This window comes from Burkholderia lata (assembly GCF_902499025.1).
GTDB classification, from domain to species: Bacteria; Pseudomonadota; Gammaproteobacteria; order Burkholderiales; family Burkholderiaceae; genus Burkholderia; species Burkholderia lata_C.
Map to the genome: position 1 here is coordinate 1 of NZ_CABVPW010000064.1, position 21154 is coordinate 21154.

Annotated in this window: 19 protein-coding genes and 4 pseudogenes; 2 read left to right on the forward strand and 21 right to left on the reverse strand. The window is 60.3% G+C overall.

Features of this window, described 5'->3' with window-relative positions:
- The 15 genes and pseudogenes from BDI24065_RS38450 to BDI24065_RS38520 all read right to left on the reverse strand — a co-directional run.
- On the reverse strand, nucleotides 1-679 hold a 679-nt coding region (locus tag BDI24065_RS38450; RefSeq protein ID WP_175035588.1), incomplete at its 3' end, for a hypothetical protein.
- 631 nt (nucleotides 680-1310) lie between these two features.
- Nucleotides 1311-1417 (reverse strand): annotated as a pseudogene (locus BDI24065_RS38455) (IS110 family transposase); the annotation flags it as partial.
- A 307-nt stretch (nucleotides 1418-1724) separates the two neighbouring features.
- Nucleotides 1725-2186 carry a hypothetical protein gene (locus BDI24065_RS38460; RefSeq protein WP_175035589.1) on the reverse strand — a complete coding sequence of 154 codons (462 nt, stop codon included), beginning with the start codon at nucleotides 2184-2186 and terminating at the stop codon, nucleotides 1725-1727.
- A gap of 148 nt (nucleotides 2187-2334) precedes the next feature.
- Entirely contained in the window at nucleotides 2335-2865 is a 531-nt protein-coding gene (locus tag BDI24065_RS38465; protein WP_244137103.1) for a hypothetical protein, read from the reverse strand.
- A 48-nt stretch (nucleotides 2866-2913) separates the two neighbouring features.
- Nucleotides 2914-3450, reverse strand: coding sequence for a hypothetical protein (locus BDI24065_RS38470; RefSeq protein ID WP_217481849.1), 537 nt, complete (start codon nucleotides 3448-3450; stop codon nucleotides 2914-2916).
- A 159-nt stretch (nucleotides 3451-3609) separates the two neighbouring features.
- The gene (locus tag BDI24065_RS38475; protein WP_175035591.1) at nucleotides 3610-3834 is read right to left on the reverse strand and encodes a hypothetical protein; all 225 of its coding nucleotides are present in this window, start codon (nucleotides 3832-3834) and stop codon (nucleotides 3610-3612) included.
- Between the two features lie 18 nt (nucleotides 3835-3852).
- A complete protein-coding gene (locus BDI24065_RS38480; RefSeq protein WP_175035592.1) occupies nucleotides 3853-4095 on the reverse strand; it encodes a hypothetical protein in 243 nt (80 codons plus the stop codon).
- A 2-nt stretch (nucleotides 4096-4097) separates the two neighbouring features.
- Nucleotides 4098-4478: a hypothetical protein gene (locus BDI24065_RS38485; RefSeq protein WP_175035593.1), complete on the reverse strand. Its 381-nt coding sequence runs from the start codon at nucleotides 4476-4478 to the stop codon at nucleotides 4098-4100.
- Between the two features lie 11 nt (nucleotides 4479-4489).
- Entirely contained in the window at nucleotides 4490-4672 is a 183-nt protein-coding gene (locus BDI24065_RS38490) for a hypothetical protein (protein WP_175035594.1), read from the reverse strand.
- Between the two features lie 9 nt (nucleotides 4673-4681).
- Complete coding sequence (locus BDI24065_RS38495) at nucleotides 4682-5002, reverse strand: type II toxin-antitoxin system PemK/MazF family toxin (RefSeq protein ID WP_175035595.1); 321 nt, start codon at nucleotides 5000-5002, stop codon at nucleotides 4682-4684.
- Nucleotides 4996-5244, reverse strand: coding sequence for an AbrB/MazE/SpoVT family DNA-binding domain-containing protein (locus tag BDI24065_RS38500; protein WP_175035596.1), 249 nt, complete (start codon nucleotides 5242-5244; stop codon nucleotides 4996-4998). The genes BDI24065_RS38495 and BDI24065_RS38500 overlap by 7 nt, the downstream gene beginning before the upstream one ends.
- 125 nt (nucleotides 5245-5369) lie before the next feature.
- Nucleotides 5370-6020 (reverse strand): hypothetical protein, encoded by a 651-nt coding sequence (locus BDI24065_RS38505; protein WP_254609945.1) that lies wholly within the window; start codon nucleotides 6018-6020, stop codon nucleotides 5370-5372.
- Nucleotides 5989-6967: pseudogene (locus tag BDI24065_RS38510) on the reverse strand (AAA family ATPase). The gene BDI24065_RS38505 and the pseudogene BDI24065_RS38510 overlap by 32 nt, the downstream one beginning before the upstream one ends.
- A gap of 26 nt (nucleotides 6968-6993) precedes the next feature.
- A pseudogene (locus BDI24065_RS38515) lies at nucleotides 6994-8980 on the reverse strand (integrase).
- Entirely contained in the window at nucleotides 8980-9612 is a 633-nt protein-coding gene (locus BDI24065_RS38520; protein WP_175035598.1) for a hypothetical protein, read from the reverse strand. Before BDI24065_RS38520 ends, BDI24065_RS38515 begins: the two are co-directional and overlap by 1 nt.
- Nucleotides 9613-9888: 276 nt before the next feature.
- Between BDI24065_RS38520 and BDI24065_RS38525 the strand changes: the two genes are divergently transcribed.
- Both BDI24065_RS38525 and BDI24065_RS41655 read left to right on the forward strand, forming a co-directional pair.
- Nucleotides 9889-10908, forward strand: coding sequence for an IS110 family transposase (locus tag BDI24065_RS38525; protein ID WP_175035599.1), 1020 nt, complete (start codon nucleotides 9889-9891; stop codon nucleotides 10906-10908).
- 420 nt (nucleotides 10909-11328) lie between these two features.
- Nucleotides 11329-11472, forward strand: a pseudogene (locus BDI24065_RS41655) (IS256 family transposase); the annotation flags it as partial.
- Between the two features lie 61 nt (nucleotides 11473-11533).
- Here BDI24065_RS41655 and BDI24065_RS38535 read toward each other — a convergent pair.
- From BDI24065_RS38535 to tssK, 6 genes are all read right to left on the reverse strand, one after another.
- Nucleotides 11534-12580 carry an IS481 family transposase gene (locus BDI24065_RS38535; RefSeq protein ID WP_175035600.1) on the reverse strand — a complete coding sequence of 349 codons (1047 nt, stop codon included), beginning with the start codon at nucleotides 12578-12580 and terminating at the stop codon, nucleotides 11534-11536.
- Nucleotides 12581-12740: 160 nt separating this feature from the next.
- Nucleotides 12741-13370, reverse strand: a complete 630-nt coding sequence (locus BDI24065_RS38540; RefSeq protein ID WP_175035601.1) for a C80 family cysteine peptidase — start codon at nucleotides 13368-13370, stop codon at nucleotides 12741-12743.
- Between the two features lie 429 nt (nucleotides 13371-13799).
- Entirely contained in the window at nucleotides 13800-14903 is a 1104-nt protein-coding gene (gene tssA / locus BDI24065_RS38545; RefSeq protein WP_175035602.1) for a type VI secretion system protein TssA, read from the reverse strand.
- On the reverse strand, nucleotides 14900-18808 hold the full coding sequence (locus BDI24065_RS38550) for a type VI secretion system protein (RefSeq protein ID WP_175035603.1): 3909 nt from the start codon (nucleotides 18806-18808) through the stop codon (nucleotides 14900-14902). The genes tssA and BDI24065_RS38550 overlap by 4 nt, the downstream gene beginning before the upstream one ends.
- The gene (locus BDI24065_RS38555; protein ID WP_175035604.1) at nucleotides 18805-19779 is read right to left on the reverse strand and encodes a DotU family type IV/VI secretion system protein; all 975 of its coding nucleotides are present in this window, start codon (nucleotides 19777-19779) and stop codon (nucleotides 18805-18807) included. The genes BDI24065_RS38550 and BDI24065_RS38555 overlap by 4 nt, the downstream gene beginning before the upstream one ends.
- The gene (tssK, locus tag BDI24065_RS38560) at nucleotides 19772-21142 is read right to left on the reverse strand and encodes a type VI secretion system baseplate subunit TssK (RefSeq protein ID WP_175035605.1); all 1371 of its coding nucleotides are present in this window, start codon (nucleotides 21140-21142) and stop codon (nucleotides 19772-19774) included. The genes BDI24065_RS38555 and tssK overlap by 8 nt, the downstream gene beginning before the upstream one ends.
- Between the last annotated feature and the right edge of the window lie 12 nt (nucleotides 21143-21154).

The following is a 21154-nucleotide window of genomic DNA, read 5'->3' on the forward strand; positions in this document are numbered from 1 at the left end:
GGGTCGTGATGCCGTGCCGCTGCGCGACGGCCTGAACGTTTTCGCCGCGAATCACGGCGCTGCCCGCAGAGGTCGGAACATTCCAGCGGATCGCGGTCTGTTCCAGTTCGTGGATACCTTCGGGGGTCGTGATGCCGTGCCGCTGCGCGACGGCCTGAACGTTTTCGCCGCGAATCACGGCGCTGCCCGCAGAGGTCGGAGCATTGCTGTGGATCGCGCGCTGCTCCAGATCGTGGATGCCCGTGGGGGTCGTAATGCCGTGCCGCTGCGCGACGGCCTGAACGTTTTCGCCGCGCTGAACTGCAAGGTTCGGCCCCTGTCTCAGGCCCGCGGGCCTTTCCGCGCCGGCCAGCACGAGATCATTGAGCAATGCGGACCTGCTCCGCTGCTGTTGGGCAACCGGCAGCCACGCATCAAGAGCGGCTTGTTGCTGGTTTGGTGGGATCTGCAGAATCCGCCTCCCTAGCACGCTTAGCGGCCCGTCCCTGAAATTCTCCGGGATCTGGGGAAGGCGCGCCACCGCCCCATGGAACGCCTGGCCGGTACTGATAGCTGACGCATTTCGTTCAAATACAGCAGCCGCGTTTTCCGGCCCCAGCGCTGACCGGGTCGCCCGCGTAGCTTGGGCCAAAGCAATGGTTGTGTCGGGGTCGCTGTGACGCGCGATTCGCTGCGTCATTTCTCCGATCTGGAGCAGCCCCCCCAATCGTCCGCTCATATGTCGCTGACGATCCGGAAGCGAAGGTCCCTGATGGCCTGTTCGATTGTCGCGGTTTCCAATATGCTCCGCTTCTGGGGTTTGAGGCCCGTAGCTGGTCCCGCTTCGCAAGGTGATAGTCATGTCCGGTGGCTTAGCTCTAGCGATACTTGTCAAAAACCTGATTTAACACGATCTTCGACCTCATCGAGCCCCCCAACCCGAAAACTGGTTCGGGATTGCGAATTCGGAACATCGCAGCAGGCTCACCTCGCCATATGGTGCTGAAGAAACGTAGACCGAAGCAAAGTTGTCAACGTTTGCGAAGTAAAAATGTCTACATGAACGCCCCCCCTTTGCCCAGGTTTTCGAGGTTTTGACGAACAGGATGGGCTGCAGCTCTACATTCGGCCTTGTTGCAGCCTGGTTTGCTGCGGGCCCCTATGAAATCCGCTGACTCACGCCTCATTCACTTCACGAGCTTGTTAGGCTCAGACAGATTTTCAGGCTTGGTGAGTCCCAGGTCCGACCTGTTTTGTCATTACACTCGAATGCCGCCGCAACTTTTGACGTTCCATCCCTTCCAGCAAAGTCTTCCAGTAGGCCAGCCGGGTCACGCGGGCTTGATGCTTTCGTAGTCGTCCGGTATGGACGTTGATGTGCCAGCATCGCCCAGATTATTCTGGCAAGTTTGTTGGCCATCGCGACGATGACGACGTTCAACCGTAGACCAAATTAAAGTCGTCACCGTTTGCGAAGTAAAAATGTCACTTCGCCGCCTCGCGCCGGCGATGAAGGGCGAAACCGTCGTAAATTCATGAGGTTGCACGTTGCGAATTAAAGTTGTCACCGGCCACGGTGTAGCGAAGACCGGTGTCAACTGCCGCGCGGCGCCGTTGCAGCGCCGACAGCCCCTGTCACACGTTGTGCGAAACCCGAGTTTGAGCAGGCAATCGTGCCGTCGTGATAAAAGGATTATCTAGCCACTTCTATCAAATTCTTGGTACCCGCCCTTCGATCGTTGCGGTCACGTGCCCACTACGGTTGCAATCGGCGAGCGCTTGCCGGCCACGATGTAATGTTGCAGCCGTTGCCAAGCGTCCAGGTAGCGATGCCACGGAATTGCGGCAAGCTGCTCGTCGTGGACAACCAGAATGCGTTCGACGGTTGCCAGTTCGTGGTCAAGCAGTAGACAGCGTTCGCCGAGCTCGACTCGCGTGATGCACGCATTGAGCGCCGCTTCGGCGCGACGGTAAGGCTCGACCTCGGCGCTGGTCGCGGTCGCGTCCCGCAGGTAGAACGCGAGATAGACGACGCGGATCAAGCAACTGAGTTGATCAAGGTCACCGCGGCCTCCACGCACGGTTGCCAACGCGAGATGATTTTCGAGTGACAGCGCTTGGATCTTCTCAGTTGGCAACGGCATCAACAGGTGTTTCGCCAACCCCGGTCGACCTGGCCGCCCCACTGTACGCTTACTGCCGTTCATTATTCTTCTTCCCTATCGCACCGTGCCGTTCTTACAGTGCCCGCACCACATACCCTTGCTCGCGCTGCATAACGCGGGGCGGCCGCAAAGCGGGCATCGAATCATTGTCGCGCCGAAGTACATATCGTTTCTCTCCTGTTATCGAGTGTCAGGCTGGAACGATCGGGATGCTCCATCCAATGAACGTCGCCCGGCCTGGCCCGTCGTCGACGCCGTGCGGCAGACGGTCATCGAAGATGAACCAGTCTCCTGCTCTTGGCTTGTGCCGGACCTTTCCCTGTCGGAACGTCAGCTCGTCATTGTGGAGCACGACCATCAAAACCAGCCCCTCGTCGTCGGTGTGCATATCGACGCCAGCGGTGACGACCAGAAGTTCCTCGCGTCCTCGGTACCCGCCTTCGGCACGGTGATATCCCAGCTCGGTGAGATTCGGTAGCCATGTGGTGCCGCCTCGACTGGCCCAGCCCGGAATCACGTAGGTCTCGACCGGATCACCGCAAAACTCGTTCGCCTCGGCCGCCGAGAAAAACTCCTCGGCGAGTTCGGCAGAATGACGAAGAATATCGTCCGGAAGATGCGCCGTTCCAAGAATGGAACCGAGCGACTGAATACCAGCGGCACTCTTCGTTCGGGCTCGGGCTTGGCGAGCCTGATCTTCCTTTCTGCTTTCCGCTCTCATTTCTCGATCATCACAGTACCCAACATTCGTCCGAGCTTCTCCGCCACGTCAGGATGCCGTTTCAGGCATCCCGACTTCCTGCGTCCAAAATTTCATGTGCGGCCAAGCGGCCATGCCGTTGCGCACACGAATCTCACAGAATCCGGCGTGCGCGAGCCCGTGAACACCAACATACGAGCGCATTTGCAACGCCAATCTGATCTCCTCGCCGTCCCCGCCATACTCGTCGTCACGGATGATCTCGTCACCCGGCAATCCAAGCTCGATACCTGCCGCCCAAGCCCACGCCGTAGCCTCAGGATCTGAGCATTGGATGACAGCGCGATAGAGCGGATCGTCGGGAGGCAAGTCTGTTTCGCTCATGATCCGCAGCATTTCCCGTTGTCCTGCAAAGAGGTTGCCGTTCATCAACGAACGAAAGCACTGCGGAGTAATTGCCAAGTGCGCGCCTTCGTGCAGTACGGTGGAGACGCGACACGCAGGATCGACAGCCAGCGTACCGTGATCAATGCGACACCCTTCCGTGAAACCGGTGGCGCCCACCTCGTACCGGGCCGAGATGCCGATTTCGTTTAGGAACAACATGACCTTCTCACGCGTCTCCGGGGTGTCTATCCGATAGTCCAATCGCATCCTCGACGACATCGTGAGTTTCTATTCTAGGGATGGTAGCCATCAATCCAAACCGCGTTACAAGCAGTGCGTTCGGACATCCACGACCAGAGGCGCGTCGTCGCGTATCCGCTAACTGGACCGCTCCAATACCGCTGCGCGGTACTTTGAGCGCAGCAACAGGTCCGGAATCGGTGCGAGAACTTCGGACATGAACTGAAGTTCAACGCAAGCGTCGACGCCGTGTATCGGCGCTGCGCGATTGAAGGCCGCGCGAGCCGCGTCCAATTGTTCCTTCTCACCCGACGCCACGGCACGGATGGCCGCTCGCTCGGCGTTGGTAATGATCTCACTCATCTTGATTCCCTAGATCGGTCATGCGGATTGGTTGAGGATTTCAACCTCAAAACCTTCCGGCCAGCCTTGATTCAAGACACGCATGGCGTCCTCGGCGATCAGTTCAGGCACGACGTCCTCGTAGCCCTCGTCAATCGGCGTGATCATCACGATCGCGCACGGCTGTCCTTTCGCGGCAGCAATTTGGCCGGCCAACCGCTTCAGCTCGGTGGTCCATTCGCGCACCTGCCGCTCAATGATCTGCTTTTCGTCTTGCGTCATCGTCATATCCTTTCGTCGTCCGTTCTTGGGTCGATGATATCGTCGAAGGCCGGCAACAGGCGCTCCGAGTCGTACTGGCCAAATACACGGCCGAGGCGCATGCCAACGGTCGGACGGCCAATCTTCTCAAGGTAGATCATCGCACCCGCACACATACTTTCTTGACCGCTCACCACGTAGTTGCCGTTGTCATCCCACTCGCCACCCGTGTGTGCGCTGTGCACGGTCTTGTGACACTGGAACGTACTGTGATCGTCTCGGACCAGATGTTCGATGATCCCCTCGAGACGGCCGGGCGCGAGCGGGATCGCTCCTTTCTTGCGAAACGGGCAGTTCTCGCACGGACGACGCAGCTTGAAGTGGCTTTCGATGGGATCACTCATCAATTTTCCCGTCAGATCCCGTATTTCTCTTGTAGTGCCGCGACGCGTGCTGTTTGAGCCTGATGGGCAGCCAGTGCTTCTGGCGATACATCTTCGAGTTTCACGACGCCATGCGCAATCGACACGTCCCACTCGGTCGTGCGACGAACCAACATCACCAGCTCCTGCATTTCTCGACGGATGGTTTCAAACATCGTTTTCCCTCATTCAGCAAACACTTCTTGTAGGATGCGCAGCGTAGCCAGCAGCGTTTGTTCGGCGACAACCCCTTCCCTTTTGACGAGCCGGACCTTGTCCACCGTTCGGACCTGATCGAGCATAATCAAACCGTGCTTACGCTTGAACGTCACGGGTACGCGGAAGGGTGTCGGTCGGCCCTTTGATGTCATCGGCGCCACGATCACCGTGCGGAGGTGGTCGTTTAGCTCCGGGGGCGAGACGATAATGCATGGACGCGCTTTCTGGACCTCATTGCTCAACCTTGGATCAAGGGCCACTAGCCATATTTCGCCACGCGTTACCATTCGATCTCCGCGTCGTTCGCGTTGGCGAGCTCGCCCATGACCGGGCAATCCTCACCCGCGTCGGCCAGCGCCTTGCTGGCTTCCCCCCAGCCTTCGCGAGGGGCATTTTGCGGGCGCCGCAAAACCAGCGTGCCGTCTTCCACTTCCATCTCCACTTCGTCCTCAAACCCCAATTGAGCCAAGAGCGGCTTCGGGATCAGCACACCCTGCGAATTGCCCATTCTGCGAATCGAAACTCTCATGACCACACCGTTATAACAATGTTAGACCTCGCACCATAGCGAGTCAATACAATGTTATAACAAATACATCGTGCACGCATCAGTCTGGCGATGCGTCACTTCCGTGCAACTTCCGGATCTGCGCCCTATCCCAGGTGACGTTCGTAGTAGCGTCGCGTCAACGCCTTGCGGTACGCAGACTTCATCGGGCGAGCCTTGTCTGGCGACCAACCGCTACCTCCATAACTGCCACCACAGAACGCGCATCGATACGGCGACTCGAGCAGGCGAACATTCACGACGTAGGGGGCCTCATAGCCGCAGCGACGGCACGCAGTTTCCAACCGCCGATAATGCGCCGGACAGGTGTCGAATTTCAGCATCTGGTGCACCACGCTATGGTAGCCGCGCGCAATGCAGCTGCGGCAGTGACGAAACAGCGGACTGTACTGGCGCCGCTGACTCGGGTGTAGCAGCCCGATCTCGAGCGACGCATAGGGAATGCCGAGGACGCTGTGTAGCCGCGCAACGCTGACCTCCCCGAGCTGCGGTACTACGCCCTCGTACGGATCGATGTCGGGACCCATTGCTCGCGCCATAACGTGACCTGGCAATGCATTTACCTTTTCGAACTTCCACAAAATCGACACGAGCGATTCGCAGGGATCCAGCCAACGCTTATTGAACACGAAACCCATCGAAGGAGTCAGCTTTTGCTCGTCGAGCGTCAGAATCGGCAGGCGCGGCGGTTGGAGTAACGCTCCGCTACGCTGTGGCGAGGACGTGGCCGGTCGCATGGCGAGATTGAATGTAACCACATTGATGCGCTGCGTGCTGCCACAAGGCCGGCTCGGGACAGTAACCTGGCGCATCCATTAACTCGCTGTCCTTCAAAACGATTTCGACCGCACGTGCAAACGACTCCATCGGAATCTCGAGACGGCCCGATAGACTGGCCTTGTGGTGGGCCGCCTCAAACGCCCGCCAGAGTTCACCCGCGTCATCGAGCAAGCGATAGCCAGCGTCGAAAGCCTGCGGCAGATAGAATCGCGTAAAACTCCAGCCGCTAGTCTCCGGATACGCGGCCTGGTCGTAACCGTTCAGACTGGTCGCGACATCGTCGACGTTGCGAATCCCGTAAAACGGCAGCTCTTCCACCATCAAGCGCGCGACGATCTGCGTCTTGCCGGCAATCTGCAGGGCGGTTTTCTGGGAGAGCAGTTCCTGTTGGCCGACGAGAAACGTGAACAGCTTGATTTGCTGACGATCGAGCGCGTCGTAAAACGTCGCGCAACCATTCGTACTCGTTTTCGTTGTACCGCTGCGCCTCGTCGCAAAACAGCAGCACAGTACCGCTGCCGGCGCGGGCGGCCGCTTCGCGAATGCGCAACGTCAAACGCATGCGCTTGGCCGAACCGACGCCTGCGTTCGGGTTATGGTCTCCGACCGCCTCGAGCAGGTTCACGAAGAATGGGCCTTCGGCGTGACGCGGCTTGTGTTCACACTGTGCGTGGTAGCTGGTGATTTTCGGCAGATCTCGGGCCAGCAGCAATCGCAGATATTCGATTGCACGGGTCTTGCCAATGCGCGGCGGTCCATAGATAAGCGCCCCCATGATGCGATAGCGCAAACATTTCGTGACAAGATCGTAGAAAGCCTCGATGGCCGGCGTAGCGATCCGGTAATTGCCGGTCGCCAAGGGATGCAACGCCGGATCGATGGGACGTGGAACCTCGACTGACATGGTGTCCTCCTCTCGGAAACGGTGGATCAACCTACCTGACCGGTGCCGATCTTCAGCTTGCGCGGATGTGCCCGCCCCCGTGGGATTTCGGGCTGAACGACACTGGTAGCCGGGTAGGCTGCAGCGGTCGACGTGGACATCGATGTCGACATCGGTCCCGGCGGCGTCCGAACGATCGGCGCGGCCGCCAGAATGCGAGCAGCCTGCGCCAAATCGGACGCAGCTCGGCGGGTTTTCCCCGCTTGCTCGAGCTTGGCGTGGATGTACTTTTCGATCCCGCTGACATCCAGCGATGCCCGCAGACGCTTGCGGCCTTGGGCCTTGCGAATCTCCTGTCGCAAGGTCAGGTTGTGCGGCACGACGCGCCACGCACCTTGCGCGTCGAGGACACCTAATTCGGTGCCGTCGAGCAGGAACGCACGGACACTGCGCAAGTCGTCCGCGTTCAGGTAGACGAGCAGCTGCTTACCGATGAGCCCTGTGCTGCAAGCCAGAACGCGGCTCGAATACCGCACACCGTAGAGGTTGATATGCGGTCGGGTACCCTGATTCAGATAGGCGTGGACACGACAGCGCTTCGCCGACTGCATCAGGCACAGCGTGCGACGGCGGGGCTCCGGCAACCAGTTCACGAGCGTGTGTCGGCCACGGACGAACAATTCCATCGCCTCGAGCGGCGAGACGTTGTTGAGTCCGGTGTGCGGCGTGCCGTTGTAGCTCGCAATTGCGTATTCGACCAACTCTTCGAGCTCGTCGAAGGATACGAACAAGCGCAGATTGCCGTTTGGGTCCGACAATGCGCGACGCAAATCGCGAGGGTGGCCGCCGGTGTAGCCCGGCAAGCGCGAGGACAACCGAGTGGCGATCGTGCCAAAGAACCGCTCGATGTAAGGACGCTCATCCGGACTGTGCTTCGGTCCGGCCGCGACCTGACAGCCCAACAAACTCGCATAAAGCGGCCAGCGTCTCGGTGGCGAGATTCGCCTTCGCGTTGTCGAGCTTGATGTGCTCCCACGTCACGTACGCCAGCTCCGGCATGCGTTGAGACGGGTAGCCATCCATGGGACCGTAGCCGAGTTCGCGAATCGTGAAGGACCGAGCTCGATGCGGCTCGAGCGCCGCTTCGATCGCTTTGATGACATCGTAGCGACTGTATTCGCGAGCCAGAACGAGGTGATGCCCGAGCACGGCGCGTGTGCAAACGTCAATGATCACCAGCAACCAGACGCGTTCGATTTCGAACTCGTGCGTAAAACCGAGCGGATCGAGTATCACGATCTTGAGCCGGATATCGAGCCGGTGTCCGTCGAATTCAACGATCTGGTAAGGACGCGTCGCGGCGGGCGCAGCGAAATCATCGCTGCGCGGCAGGCCTTTCAGATGCGTCGCGCCAGCGGCACGCGCAGCGGTGCCGAATCCGCTCAGCAGTTCGCTTTTGACGCGGGCCGAGAGCGATCGGATCGCGTGGCTCGCCGTATTGAACGGATAATCGGCGGCCGTGAGGCCGCACTGGCGACATTGCAGAAGAAAACTCGCATGCAGTCCTTGAAGGCCGCTCAAGCGGGTGCGCAATTCGCCGCCGGTACGGATCTCGATCAACGCCACACGACACTGCTTAATTTGCAGCTGCAGCCACGCCGCGAGCACCGGGAATCGCTCGAACAGTTGCGATAGCGCGCCGGCGGCGCCGCGGCTACCGCGTTCGCCGTTCAGTTTCACTGGACTCAAACGGACGTAATCGGCAACGCGCGCGTGCAAGATCAGCGCGCGAAAGCCATAGAGGCGACCGTCCGGGTGCGCTGCGAGTGCGCGCTCGAGCAGGCGATAAAGTTGTCGTCGGTTGACCCCCGTGCTCTGCTCAATCTCCTTGATCGGAGCGCCGCGCGCATATTGCTCGATCGCTGTCATACGCACCTGGACCGATTCCCTTTCGGCAGTATCAAACTCGATCCACGCGATGGTCGGCCAGGTCGACGGATCCAGTGTCTGAAATTCCGGCTTGCGACGAGCCATCATGCCGCCTCGGTTGCGACGAAGCGCGTCAGCAACGACAGAGGCTCAGTACGCAGGTCAACCGCGTCCACGTCCCCTGCATACAAGAGCGCGAAAATCGCCGCACGGATCAGCGCCGGATCGCCGACAGAGAACTCACGCTCGATCTCGAGCAAGGTATGCGGCATCGTCACGAAAGTTTCGACTGCGCGTAGGAGCGAAGACGCTACCAACCTGCGCGCCGCGACCAGGCAGGGCAGCATGTGCCGCCAGTTGTCGATCCAGGCGCGCGCGGCCGCGAGGTCGGTTGATGTCACCGACCGGATGGGAACGCCGTCCAATTCATACTCGGGGCGAGCAGCACGGAGCGGCATTTCCGCGAGCGAATCGGACAGGATGATCAACTCTTCGCGGTCGGCATAGCGGACCCAAAAATCGGCGAGGTAGCGCTGTCCGTTGAGCTGCACGTAACCCGGCCGCTCACAAAATGATTGGACAGCGGGATCCGTTTCGATGAGCAGCCACAGTTCGGGCGCGCGACGTTGAAACAGCGTCAGTCGGCGATCGAGTTTGAGGCTGAAGGCGTCCAGCCGGGGTGCGCCGCGCGGGCGCGGCGTCGCAACCGGCCGCATCGCGTGCCGGGAATCGTCCATAAGATCAAGGCCTTACGGTCGGGCTTCGAAGTCTATGATGCGAGTTGACAAATTTAATCCGGACATATGCGAATTGACGACATTATTTTGGTAAGACCGTCAATAAAGTCGTCAACTCAGGGTCCGGATGCCTAGATCGGCGGGGATTCTGGAGTGAATGATATGAACGCCCCCCACCATCGCTGCGTGTGGCGTCGGCGGTAGATTCGTGCCCAGCAGTCGCTGCTGAATAGAAATCGGTAGATCATATTGGCCTACTGAGCTGGAGGATCCATCATGACGCATACGATCGTGGGTGTGGACATCGCAAAAAACGTAATGCAGGTGCACTGGGTGGACCCCGAAACCGGCGAGATCGTGAACAGACCGGTGAAACGAGCGGCGTTTCTCGAATATTTTGCCAATCGCCGTCCTTGTCTTATCGGGATGGAGTCCTGCAGCGGATCCCAACACTGGGCACGGCGATTGATCGAGATGGGCCACCGGGTGAAGCTGATGCCAGCGAAATTCGTCAAGGCATTCAACATCCGCAACAAGAACGATGCGGCCGATGCTCGAGCAATCTGGATGGCCACGCAGATGGAAAGCAAGGAAGTTGCCGTGAAAACCGAGGCTCAACAGGCAGTGCTCGCGCTGCATCGCATGCGGCAGCAACTGGTGAAGTTCCGCACGATGCAGATCAACAGCCTGCGCGGGTTGCTGACCGAGTATGGTGAGGTGATGGGTGTCGGTCGAGCTGCGTTGGACAAATCCGTCGTTGGGGTCCTTGAAAGATTGTCGGGACGCCTGCCAGCGATACTGATCGACACGTTACGCGAGCAATGGAAAGGTCTCGATGACATCGATCGACAGATCTGCCAGATCGAGCGCCGTTTGCATGAGTGGATGAAAGACGACCCGGCTGCCAAAGCAATTGCAATGATCCCAGGCGTAGGCCTGCTTACCGCAACGGCGGCAGTGGCAACGATGGGACAGGCCAAAGCTTTCCGATCCGGCCGCGAGTTTGCTGCATGGCTCGGTCTCGTCCCAGGACAGTCGGGTTCCGGCGGCAAGATCGAGCTACAGGGAATTAGTAAACGAGGTGATACCTATCTCAGGACTTTGCTCGTTCACGGCGCGCGGAGCATCATCTATCGAGTGAGAGAGCCAGGTCCATGGGTGACGCAGATGAAACAGCGGCGTCCATTGAACGTCGTCATCGTTGCGATGGCCAACAAGCTTGCCCGAATAATCTGGGCGATGCTGGCACATCAACGGCCCTACCGGAAGGACTACGAAAGCGCTAAGCCAGCCTGATTTCTCTGGTTTGTCTGGAAGTTGTGCTGAAGGGATGGAACGTCAAAAGTTGCGGTGGCATTCGAGTGTGATGACAAAACAGGTAGGACCTGGGACTCACCAAGCCTGAAAATCTGTCTGAGCCTAACAAGCTCGTGAAGTGAATGAGGCGTGAGTCTGCGGATTTCATAGGGGCCCGCAGCGAATCAGGCTGCAACAAGGCCGAATGTAGAGCTGCAGCCCATCCTGTTTTTCGAAGACTCGAAAGTCCGGCGCAAAGGGGGGCGTTCATGTAGACAGATTTAATTTTCTCTACGCGTCCCGCAGCATCGTCATCCGACTACGCAACCAGTTTTCGATCCACTGGCGATGAGGTTTTAACGCCTCGACCGTGACGGACGTAACAGGTAACGGATCAAGAATCTCGCGCGTGTCCGAGTCGATAGCGGCAAGCTCAAGCTAATCTGGCTGGCCCTGCACAACGCCGTTGCCAAGTGGACTGGCTACCAACACGATTGGAAAAGCGCAATGACCCAGTTTGCGCTGCTTTACCCGGAGCGATTCAATATCGGAATCGGAATCTGAGTCTTAACTGTAGAAGTCTCGACCCGATCTGACAGTTACCCGTTCTGACGGTGCGTGACTGTCAGATCAAATTCAGGTTAGTGACCTTCTCTTTCCATGCCTCCTTTCCTGCGATGAGGGTTTGCAGAGGCGTGCGACCGCAGCACATCTTACCTTGGTGGGTTCGCTCGCCGTTGTAATACGCCAGCCAGGCATCGAGATCCGTCTGTAACTCCGCCAGCGACAGATAAAGCTTGCGGCGAAACGCGACCTGATAAAACTCCTGCAGAATGGTTTTGTGGAAGCGCTCGCAGATGCCGTTGGTCTGCGGATGTCGCGTCTTGGTTTTTGTATGCTCGATGTCATTCAGCGCCAGATAGAGCTGGTAGTCGTGCGATTCCGGCTTGCCGCAATATTCCGTGCCCCGGTCGGTCAGCATGCGGATAACGCCCATGCCGTGTTCTTCAAAGAACGGCAGCACGCGGTCATTCAGCAGATCGGCAGCGGTGATCGGCGTCTTGGTCGTGTACAGCTTGGCCATCGCCACTTTGCTGTAGGTATCGACGAAGGTTTGCTGATAAATCCGGCCCACGCCCTTGATGGTGCCGACATAGAAGGTGTCCTGCGAACCTAGGTAGCCTGGATGGGCGGTTTCGATTTCGCCATGGGCTACATCGTCATCCTGCTTTCTCTCCAGCGCGGCCACCTGATCGTCAGTCAGGATGATGCCTTTTTCGGCCACCAGCTTCTCCAAGGCCTTGAGCCGCAGCTTGAAGGACGACAGCTCGTGGCGCAGCCAGATCGAACGAATCCCCGAGGGCGACACGAAAATGCCGCGCTGGCGCAATTCGTTGCTGACCCGGACCTGCCCGTGGGCGGGTTGCTCCGTGGCATAGGCCAGGACGGCGGCTTCCGTCGCTTCCTCGACACGATTCTTTGGATTCGGTTTGCGCCGGCTGCTGTCGAATAACGCTTGGACGCCGCCCTCGGCAACGGCGTTCTGATAGCGATAGAACGTATCGCGCGACAGGCCCATCACCTTGCAGGCTTTCGACACGTTGCCCAGCTCGGTGGCCAGATTCGACAGTCCGATCTTGTGGCGGATGACATTTTGGTTGAGACTACTCAAGGGTTACTCCTTGGCGCTTGCGCGCTGCTTTGATGAAGATTCGCACCTCTATCAAAACGGGTAACCCCGCCTCTTGGCAAGGCCTTACTGTCAGATCAAGTCTGAACTTCTACATCTTAACCCGCCTAACACACGGAATTCCGGATACCTCCCGCTAGCCTCATTCCTCAAGGTCCATTTCATCCCAGGAAAACTTGCATTGTTGGTTGCCATTCTCGTCCCAGAAAAAAATGACTTTCGAACGGCTCTGCTCGTGATGTCTGTACTGGCCTTCTGAAATGAACGTTATTTTCCTTCCAATTTTCGTCCCAGCCCCATGTACTGACACAAGCATCGCGCGACCGCTCATTCTCACATGAATGTTGTGCTCCCCCAACATGCGATGTAAATCCCCAACGAAGCTATCCTTCGAAGCGATGTTCGGGGCCTGCGTCGCAATCTGAGTCGGCCCCAATGCCAATCTGCAACCTGTAACTGAAATGACGTCCGGCAAATTTCCTTGATCTATAATTGCCAACAAAAAACTCGCAATGGCATCTGGGCGCTTGCCACCTAATGTTTTTCTTTGGAAGTCACCGTGACCTCGCAAATATAAACGCCACGGCCCCATTGTGGAACTCGCCTCCCTGGCTATCTCATCCGTTGTGCACCTATTCGCGTTGAAGACAGTAGAACGTACCCCTTGACGCGCTCCTTTTGCCACTATGGCATTAGTACCATCCAGAATGGTACGGTCGCCATTTCCGTTCAAGAAATTTATAATTATTTGCTTGTTGTATGCGCTCGACATTTAATTTCCCCAGACTGGCTGATAGGTGAATTTAAAAAGCCAGAAACAGCCTACAAACAATTTCATTCGACATCAATCTTTAAATTTCAACTCCATCGATTCAGTGAGTCGATAAATTTCAGATAAATATCCAGTCGTGAATATTTTTATATGCAAATTTAATAAAATTAAAATGATATTCTCCCACCGGATCGAACGAGATCGAGCTTTAAACATCGCCTCGGAACAGGGATGAATTGCCCGGGTGAGCCGCGACGCAGCGGACACTCGGCAATATCGGTGAGTTGCTGCCCCTCACGACTCCACGATTTCAGGTCCCGGTGCAACCGGTTCGAACGCCTCGCTGCTGACAACGAGGCGATGATGAAATTCACGGCTTGTATCATCGTTGTTGAACATGAGCGGTACCAGAATCCACGAGGAACGGACTTATATTTCCGTTCCTCCCTCCCCCACCACACCCAAAAACGTCCACAGCCGCTGCGCCTCGACATCCCCCGAGATGAGTTCGCGCAGCAGTTCCGGCAACGGTTTCTTCCCCCACTCCAGCGCCCGCCGGATCAGATACGGCACCGGGCTATGGGGCTCGTATCTAGCGAGGAAGTCGACAATCAGCTCGAGTTGGCGATACGCGATTTCCCGGCTTGTCGGGGAAGTCGGAGCGGTGGCGGCCCAGAACATACCGCCGGCGCTTGAAGCCGTTTGCTCACCGTCCTCACCAGATGCAGCACGCACCTGCAGCTGCGGCGACAGGAGATCATCAGGGTGCATCGCAAGACACTCCATCAACAAGGTCTTCACCTCGGACATGGTCTCAAACAGCACTGCAAAGCTTGGCGTCTCGTGCTCGAGACGAGGGGCACACCAAGCATCAAGCCGTTCGACAAGCGGCTTCGCGGCCTCAAGCGAAGCGAGTGCCATACGCAACTGCGAAGCCGGCGTGGCGCGTGCGGCCGCCTGAAGCACCTCACACGCCTTGTCAGAAGCTTCGCGCTGCGCGGCGGGTACATCCGTACGATCGCGAACAGCCAATGCAGTGCGCGTGGCATTTTTCCATTGGCCGAGCGTGCCTGGCAATCCTTCGGCACCCGAGAAAATTTCTACCTGCATCGCAAGCAAATCCGGGTACGCACGGGCCATCCAGGTTAGCGGTGCGGCCCGAAATCCGAGATCTCCGTCACGTGGCAGCGGGTACAGTTCGCCCCAGTAACGCTCGCACAGCTCCACGACGAGCCGCAGGCATTGGGGTAAGGCGAGCAGTCCATGACGATTAAGCCACGCTTCGCCGAGCCACGCGGCGATCGTCAGATCCTTGCTTCGTGTACTCAGTACCCGGCTGCAACGCTCCTCAACCTCCTGCCAGTCGGCCACCTTGATCGGTTTCTGCCAGACCCCCGCGGGCACGCTCGCATCGTCGGCGCGGCGCGCGTTGCGGATGGCATCGTACTCCGCGTCATGAATCAGCGATTCACCGCAAGGCGTGTCGCCCTCCAAGGGTTCAAGAAGCACCGCAATATCGAGATCACTCATCATTTGGCATCCGCCTGTTGTTCGACGCGCACCGGGGCCGGAAACCGGATGCTCGTCATGCGGGCTTGAGCACTACCTGATGGCACCGCTGACGGCAGGGGCGGAATGGGGGCCGGCAGCTTGCCGTTCAGCGTCATGCCGATCCGCATGTACATCCGCGCCGTCTGAGTGGTGCCGATGCGATCCCGCACCGGCACGATCAGCACCAGCCGCGCGGGCAACGGGGCTTGGCTGTTTACGCCGGACTCCTCGTCCTCATTCGACTGATGGATTTGCATCAGGCGCAACAGCGCCCACGCGTCCGCTGAACTCCAGACGGCGGTACCACGTTCGCCGGCCAATGCCGGTTGCGCCGCATCGAACATCGGTTGCCACAGCGCGTTCTTCGCCCAGCGCAGGCTAATCGATACCGGCAGGCCCGGCCACCATCGAATGGATGGCTCGCCGGAAGACGGATAGCTGAGCGTGTCGCTACCGCTTGCCAGCTTCCATTGAATCACCTGATCGGCGCCCACCTCGTCCGCCCGAGCGACACGCCAATCAACGCTGAGCGGCACACCCCGCAACGCACCGTTGGAACCGCGTGCAAACAGCTCGTCGAGCCACGGCTTGGCATGTGTGAGCTGTGCGATGAATTGCCGGCCGTCGTCGCCGGGCCCATGATCCAGGCTTTGCGCTGCCGTCAGGCCGGCCTGTGCCTGCGCGAGCCGTTTGTTCAGCAGCGCAACAAACGCCGCGGTTTGCTGCAGGTCCGCACCTGGCGCATTGGCATCGCTCGCAAACGGAAAACGGCCGGCCAGATAGCGCGCGAAGAAGCCGCGGATGTCCTCGTAGGCCTCAATGCCGCCGCTTGCCTGTAGCCTTAGGCACCGGTCCCGCGCGGATGCGACGAGGTGAAGACCGACAGTCGACACGATATCGCCCGCATCCGGCACGCTTATCTGCTCGAGGGCCCCCCTGCATGTACCTACATCTAGCTTGTCCAATTGCTCCGCAATGATGGACTGCACTGCAATCAGCGCACTGGCGGGACTCTTTGCTCGATACTGGACGAGGTCCGTGGACAGCGCCCTCCACCGCACGACGAGCCTCGCGTCCGACGCGGCGAGCGGCGACTTCTGCGTCGTTAGCCAGTCGAGCGCGCCGGCTGCACTGTCCGCAGTATCTGCAATGGCCGTAGCCTGTGCCCGAACATATGCCTCCAGGCCCTGCGGCGTGCTCACGCCGTAGGTGCGCAAGGCCCCGCCCTGCCGCCCGTCCCATCCCGAAAAATCGCCTCGCACAGGCTGGAACGGCGCGAGCTTTTGGAGCTGTGAGTCGGCGGCGTGAAGGATGTCGAGTGCCGCGTCGCTCACGCGCAGTACGACGGCCGTCGCGAGATCGTCACGACCGAGCGAATCGAACGCGGTGATGAGGTTCAGCGCGTTCTTGCGCAACATGTCGAATCGCGAGGCGGCGTCCGTGAGCGCAGCTCCGTCCCGAGCCGTCGGTGTTGCCCGTCCCGATGCTGAAAGCGCATCGACCATGCTCTTCACGACGTCGCTCTGCCCCGCCGCCGTCAATGCGCCGCGATAATCAATCGGCGCTTGCGCCAGTGGCCCCGCGACGAATTGCTGCCATGCGGGCAACACGGCGAGCGAGCGCTGCACCGTATCGATGTTGACGGTATCGATCGTGGCAGTCGGCCAGTTGCCCCTCGCGGCGAAGGGCTGGCTCAGCAACGTATGCACCGAGTTGCGAAGGGCCGACAGACTTGGCGCCAGGCGCAGGCCGCCTGTCGGCAGCGTGCCCAACACGTCTGGCATGCTGTCGGCGCCGACGAGCCAACGCTGCGCGAATATTGCCTGTTCCACCTGCTGGTGACCGAGCGCCGCTTGCACGGCGACGGGACCGATCAGTTGAAGACGCCGCGCCGTATCGAAACTGGCCGCCAGACCCGGCACCAGTTCCTTGCCCTCCGCGCCTGCCCAGCCGTGATTGGCGGAGTCACTCTGCGCAGCCAACATGTCGATGCGATCGGCGAGTTCCGACAGTTGTCCGTTCGTCGGCAATGCGCCTGGCACGCGCAGCGCGATGAGCGTCGACTGTATCTGAGCCGCGTTGTCGGTCAGGGCGGAATCCGCGTACACGTGATCAAACCACGCATCAAACAGTTGTTCGAAACACCGACTGATCCGCCGCTGAGCAGCAAAATCGAGCGCGGGGTTGAGGGTCTGAGTAACCGGATCAGCGGTCGTTGACCGCACCGCGGCGTCGAGACGCGTTCGATCTGGAATACGTTCGGGAGAAAGCGTGACTCCCACGGCTTCGCGCATGACCTGATCGAGCATGGCCAGATTGCCATCGCCCGCCTTGATGACCTTGTCATACAGTGCGATCAGATGTTCGGCTTGCGCGGTATCGGCTACGAGCTGTGTGCCGGCGACAAACTCCGGCATGTCCTGCGGCCGGGGCTCCATACCGCCCGTTGCTGGCGCCTCGGCCCCAGCCGGGCAGGTCAGTTGCACAACGCGCTGCGCAAGCCGGTCGTGCAACGGCGCAAAGACGACGCGGCGAAGCACATGCTGCTCGGCGTCGGCAAGCTGGCCATCGAGAAAAACGTAGGAAAGCGGCATAAACGGTGAAGTCAGCCGCCAGCGCGGCACCTTGTGCGCCTCCTGCACGAAGGTCGCGAGCGCTTTGGCCACCGCCGTGTCGTCCTTGATCGAAGCGCGGTAGGTGCCTTGCGCGAGTGCGAGCGTCGTATATGATGCAGCGAGCATCTGCGCGTCGCGTCGCAGGTTCCACCACGAAATGAGCATGCCGGTCAGCCAGACGGCTGCCACCACGGCCGCGCCTGCCGTTGCAACGCGATGCCAGCGCATGCGTAGCGCCAGCACGCGCGGAAGCGGAAACGCGAGGCCCTGCGCGCCGAGGAAAACATCGCGCCACAGGCGTCCGGCGAACGCAGCCGCTCGCGCGGCCGGTGCAGCCGCAGCGGGCGAACTGTCCGGAATGCCGGTGCCGGCGTTCGGCGTCGACCCGATACAGTAAACGCCGCGCAGGAGCGGTGCCGTCCCGTCGGCGGCGCCGCGCAGCAGCAGGTCGACGCGCTCGCGAAACGGCTCGCGCAGCTCGTCGATACGCTGCGGCAGCAAATAGAGCGCTTCGCTGACCATGCCCTCCACCGTTCCGTATTCGACGATCGTCTGCTCGAGCGCCGTGCGCATGGCGACGAACGCCTCGTCAATCCACTCCGGCTGATAGGTCCGCTTTGGCGGATACGGCGACGCCCAGCCGAGCGGAACGTCGCTCCCCGTGCTGGGCAGGCTGCAGGCGAGCGCGTCGAAACCGGGCACGGCATCGCAACCGGCGATCACGACGTAAAGCGGCACCGCCATGCCGAACTGGCGTTGCAACAACATCATCTGCCGCGATGCTGCAAGAGCCGCCGCACGCGCTGTGTCGCCTGCGCCTTCCGGCGCAATCAACGTTTCGGCGGAAACGACCCATACGATCGCGTCCAACGGACGGCCCGGCCGGTTTCGCAGCAAGGCTCTAATCGGCCGCTGCGCGGCTTTCGAACCCTGGTTCTTCATGCCGCTCGAGAATATGTCATGAGGCTCGGCCAAGAGCAGGGCCTCGGCGTCGTGCCAGACGCGTCCGAACCAGCCCGGCTCGCCCGCGGGTGCAAGACACCATGCCCAGCACAACGCCTCGACCGTCGACGGCGAGCCCGTAGCAAGAATCCTTGGCACCTGGTACGGGTCACGCAATCCCATTTCGGCGTGGGCGGCACGCACGGCGCTGCTGAAGCTCCGCGTCGCGGCCCTGCTCAGACGCGAATGCGACAGCCGGACTGCGGCAATTACGACGAGACCGCCGAGCAGGAGTGCGATCAGCGCGAGCAGCGTGTAGACGAGCGTCATAGGCGCGCTCCCGTACGTGGTACGCCATCTGAAGCAGCACGGTCCGAGGCGGGCGGCACGGAAAGCGGCCGCGTCTCGCGAATCGCACTGGACGCCATGGTTGCGTCCGAGGGCCGGCGGGCGGCGCTCGCCGACGCTCTTAGTATCGCCGACGCATCGCCCCTCGCCGCAATAGCGGATACGGGCCCGTCGAACGTGGCAGTGCCGAGGAATTGCTGAAGCGCCGGGCGAACTGCGGTCGTTGCCGACCACCAAAGCAGGCAAGACAGACCCAGCAGCAAGCAGGCGCCAATCCCCACGAGCGCGAGAAAACGCGCATTGTCTGGAAACATCTTGACGAGAGGTCTCGCCTCGAGCGGCGGAATCGCCGCGCATTCGAGCAGTTTGCCGATATGCGCGGGATCGGCATCGCATTGCATCGCGAATCCGAAGAGCGCGTGACGCAGCTGGTCGTGGCGCAAGGCGCCTCCCTGGTCGCGCAGGCGCCCCCTGAAGCCGAGCATCAGACACGCCAGATACACGTGTGCGAGATCGCGTTGCGATGTATCGCGCCGGGTCAGCAGTGCGTCGATTGCGTCGGGCAAACGTTCGCCGGCGATGTGCGTACCGAAGATCCGCATCTCCAGCGGTACGGCTTCCCAATCCGCCCTGCCGGCCCAGTCTGAAAACACCAGTTGCTCGTCAAGCAACGCAACGAACGCGTACTGCGCATCGGCGATATCCGATTCGCCTGCGGCGCCCGTCCATGCCATCGCGTCACGTGCGAAGCGTCGCGTGATGGTCGTGAGCTGAGCGGCAAGCTTCTCGGGCGGGCTGATGGCTGGCCCATCAGCGTGGTCGTACGGGGCGCTCTCATCCGTGACGGGCTGATCGAGTGCGGCGCGCGCTTCGGTGGCACGTCTAAACGCGTCGACGAACGCCCGCAGCAACGGCGTGCGTTCGTCGTAGGCACGGGAGATGCGCTCAGCCATGTTCGTTCTCGCGCGCATCGCCGTCGCCGCCGGTGGTATCGGCGTCCGGCGTGAACAACTGAATGGCCCACGGCAGCACGGCGCGCCCGGTGTTTCGCACGTCGATATGCAAGGGCTGCGAGGGATCGAACCACGCTAGCGTCACCGATAATGCGAACATGACCGTATCGTCGCTCACGCTGTAGGACGCCCGTTCTACGCGCGAAAGCGGCCGGCGCGCGAGACCGCCCATGCGCTGACGCGCGAGGGTGGGCAGGTGGGATCGGGAAGCGATCACGGCCCCGGCGAGCCATGTGGCGGCGTCACCCTCGCTTGCCCCGCCAGGCATGCGCAACCCGATCACGAGTTCCGTGTGCGATGCATTCCCCGGCGCGGGCGGCAGCTCGATCCAGAAGCCGCTCTCACATTTCATGAATTGATGCACGCGGTAGTTCTGCCGGATCATGTCCAGCATGCTGTCGATGAATTCGAGCAGCGGCTTGTACGACGCCAGCAACTCCATGTAGTCGAACGGCGCGAAAGCAGGCACGCCCGCGCCAGGCTGCAGGCCGGCGAGCGCGCCTGCCATGCCGGCCAGTGCGCAATACAGGTCCAGCGGGTGAACTGCCGTCGCGTTCAATGCGGCCTCGATCTCGGGCAGGCGTATCCACAGCACACTCAATTGACGAGCGATCAGATCGACGTCCTCACGCTCGTCCGCCCATCGCGCAGCGTCGAGGCGGCCCGACAGGAGCACGCACTTCTCGCGAATCCGCGTCAGTACGCGCGCGACACGCTTGCCAAGCATGTCGGCCGGCGTGACGAACGGGCATGGCGGAACGTACGGCGCGAGCCCTACTCCCCCGCCTTGCTGCCTCAACCGCATGAGAGGCAGGCGTTCGTACTCATGGTCGCCGAGATCGACCAGCAGGTGCAGGCGGGGACGCCAGATCGTGATGGCCATGGGATCCTCGCCAGTCGAGAGATCCACGACATCCTCGCTCTGATGCTGGCGATAGCGCGTGGCACGCGGATCGATCCGGCCGCCGCGATAGAGCGGCGGCACGGCCAGATGCACGGTCAGTATCTGGTCCGGCGAACCGAGCGCCTGCTTGACGTCTATCTCGAGCACAGGGTCGTCGTGTGCGTGCCTGATCACCAGCCCATCCGGCAATATCGCATCGAGCTTCGTTATCCGAACCCGCCCGTCCGACAGGCCCGCGACTTCGTACGCAAGGTCCAGCACGCCCCAGAAATGTTGACGGGCCGCTCCGGCCAGCAGCGCTGCGTGGCCGCTCGCGTGTAACGACTGCATCTGGAAATGCTGGGGCAACAGCGGCATACCTTCGAACCAGCAGATCGGATCGGGAAACTGATTGCGCACGTTGCCCCCGGT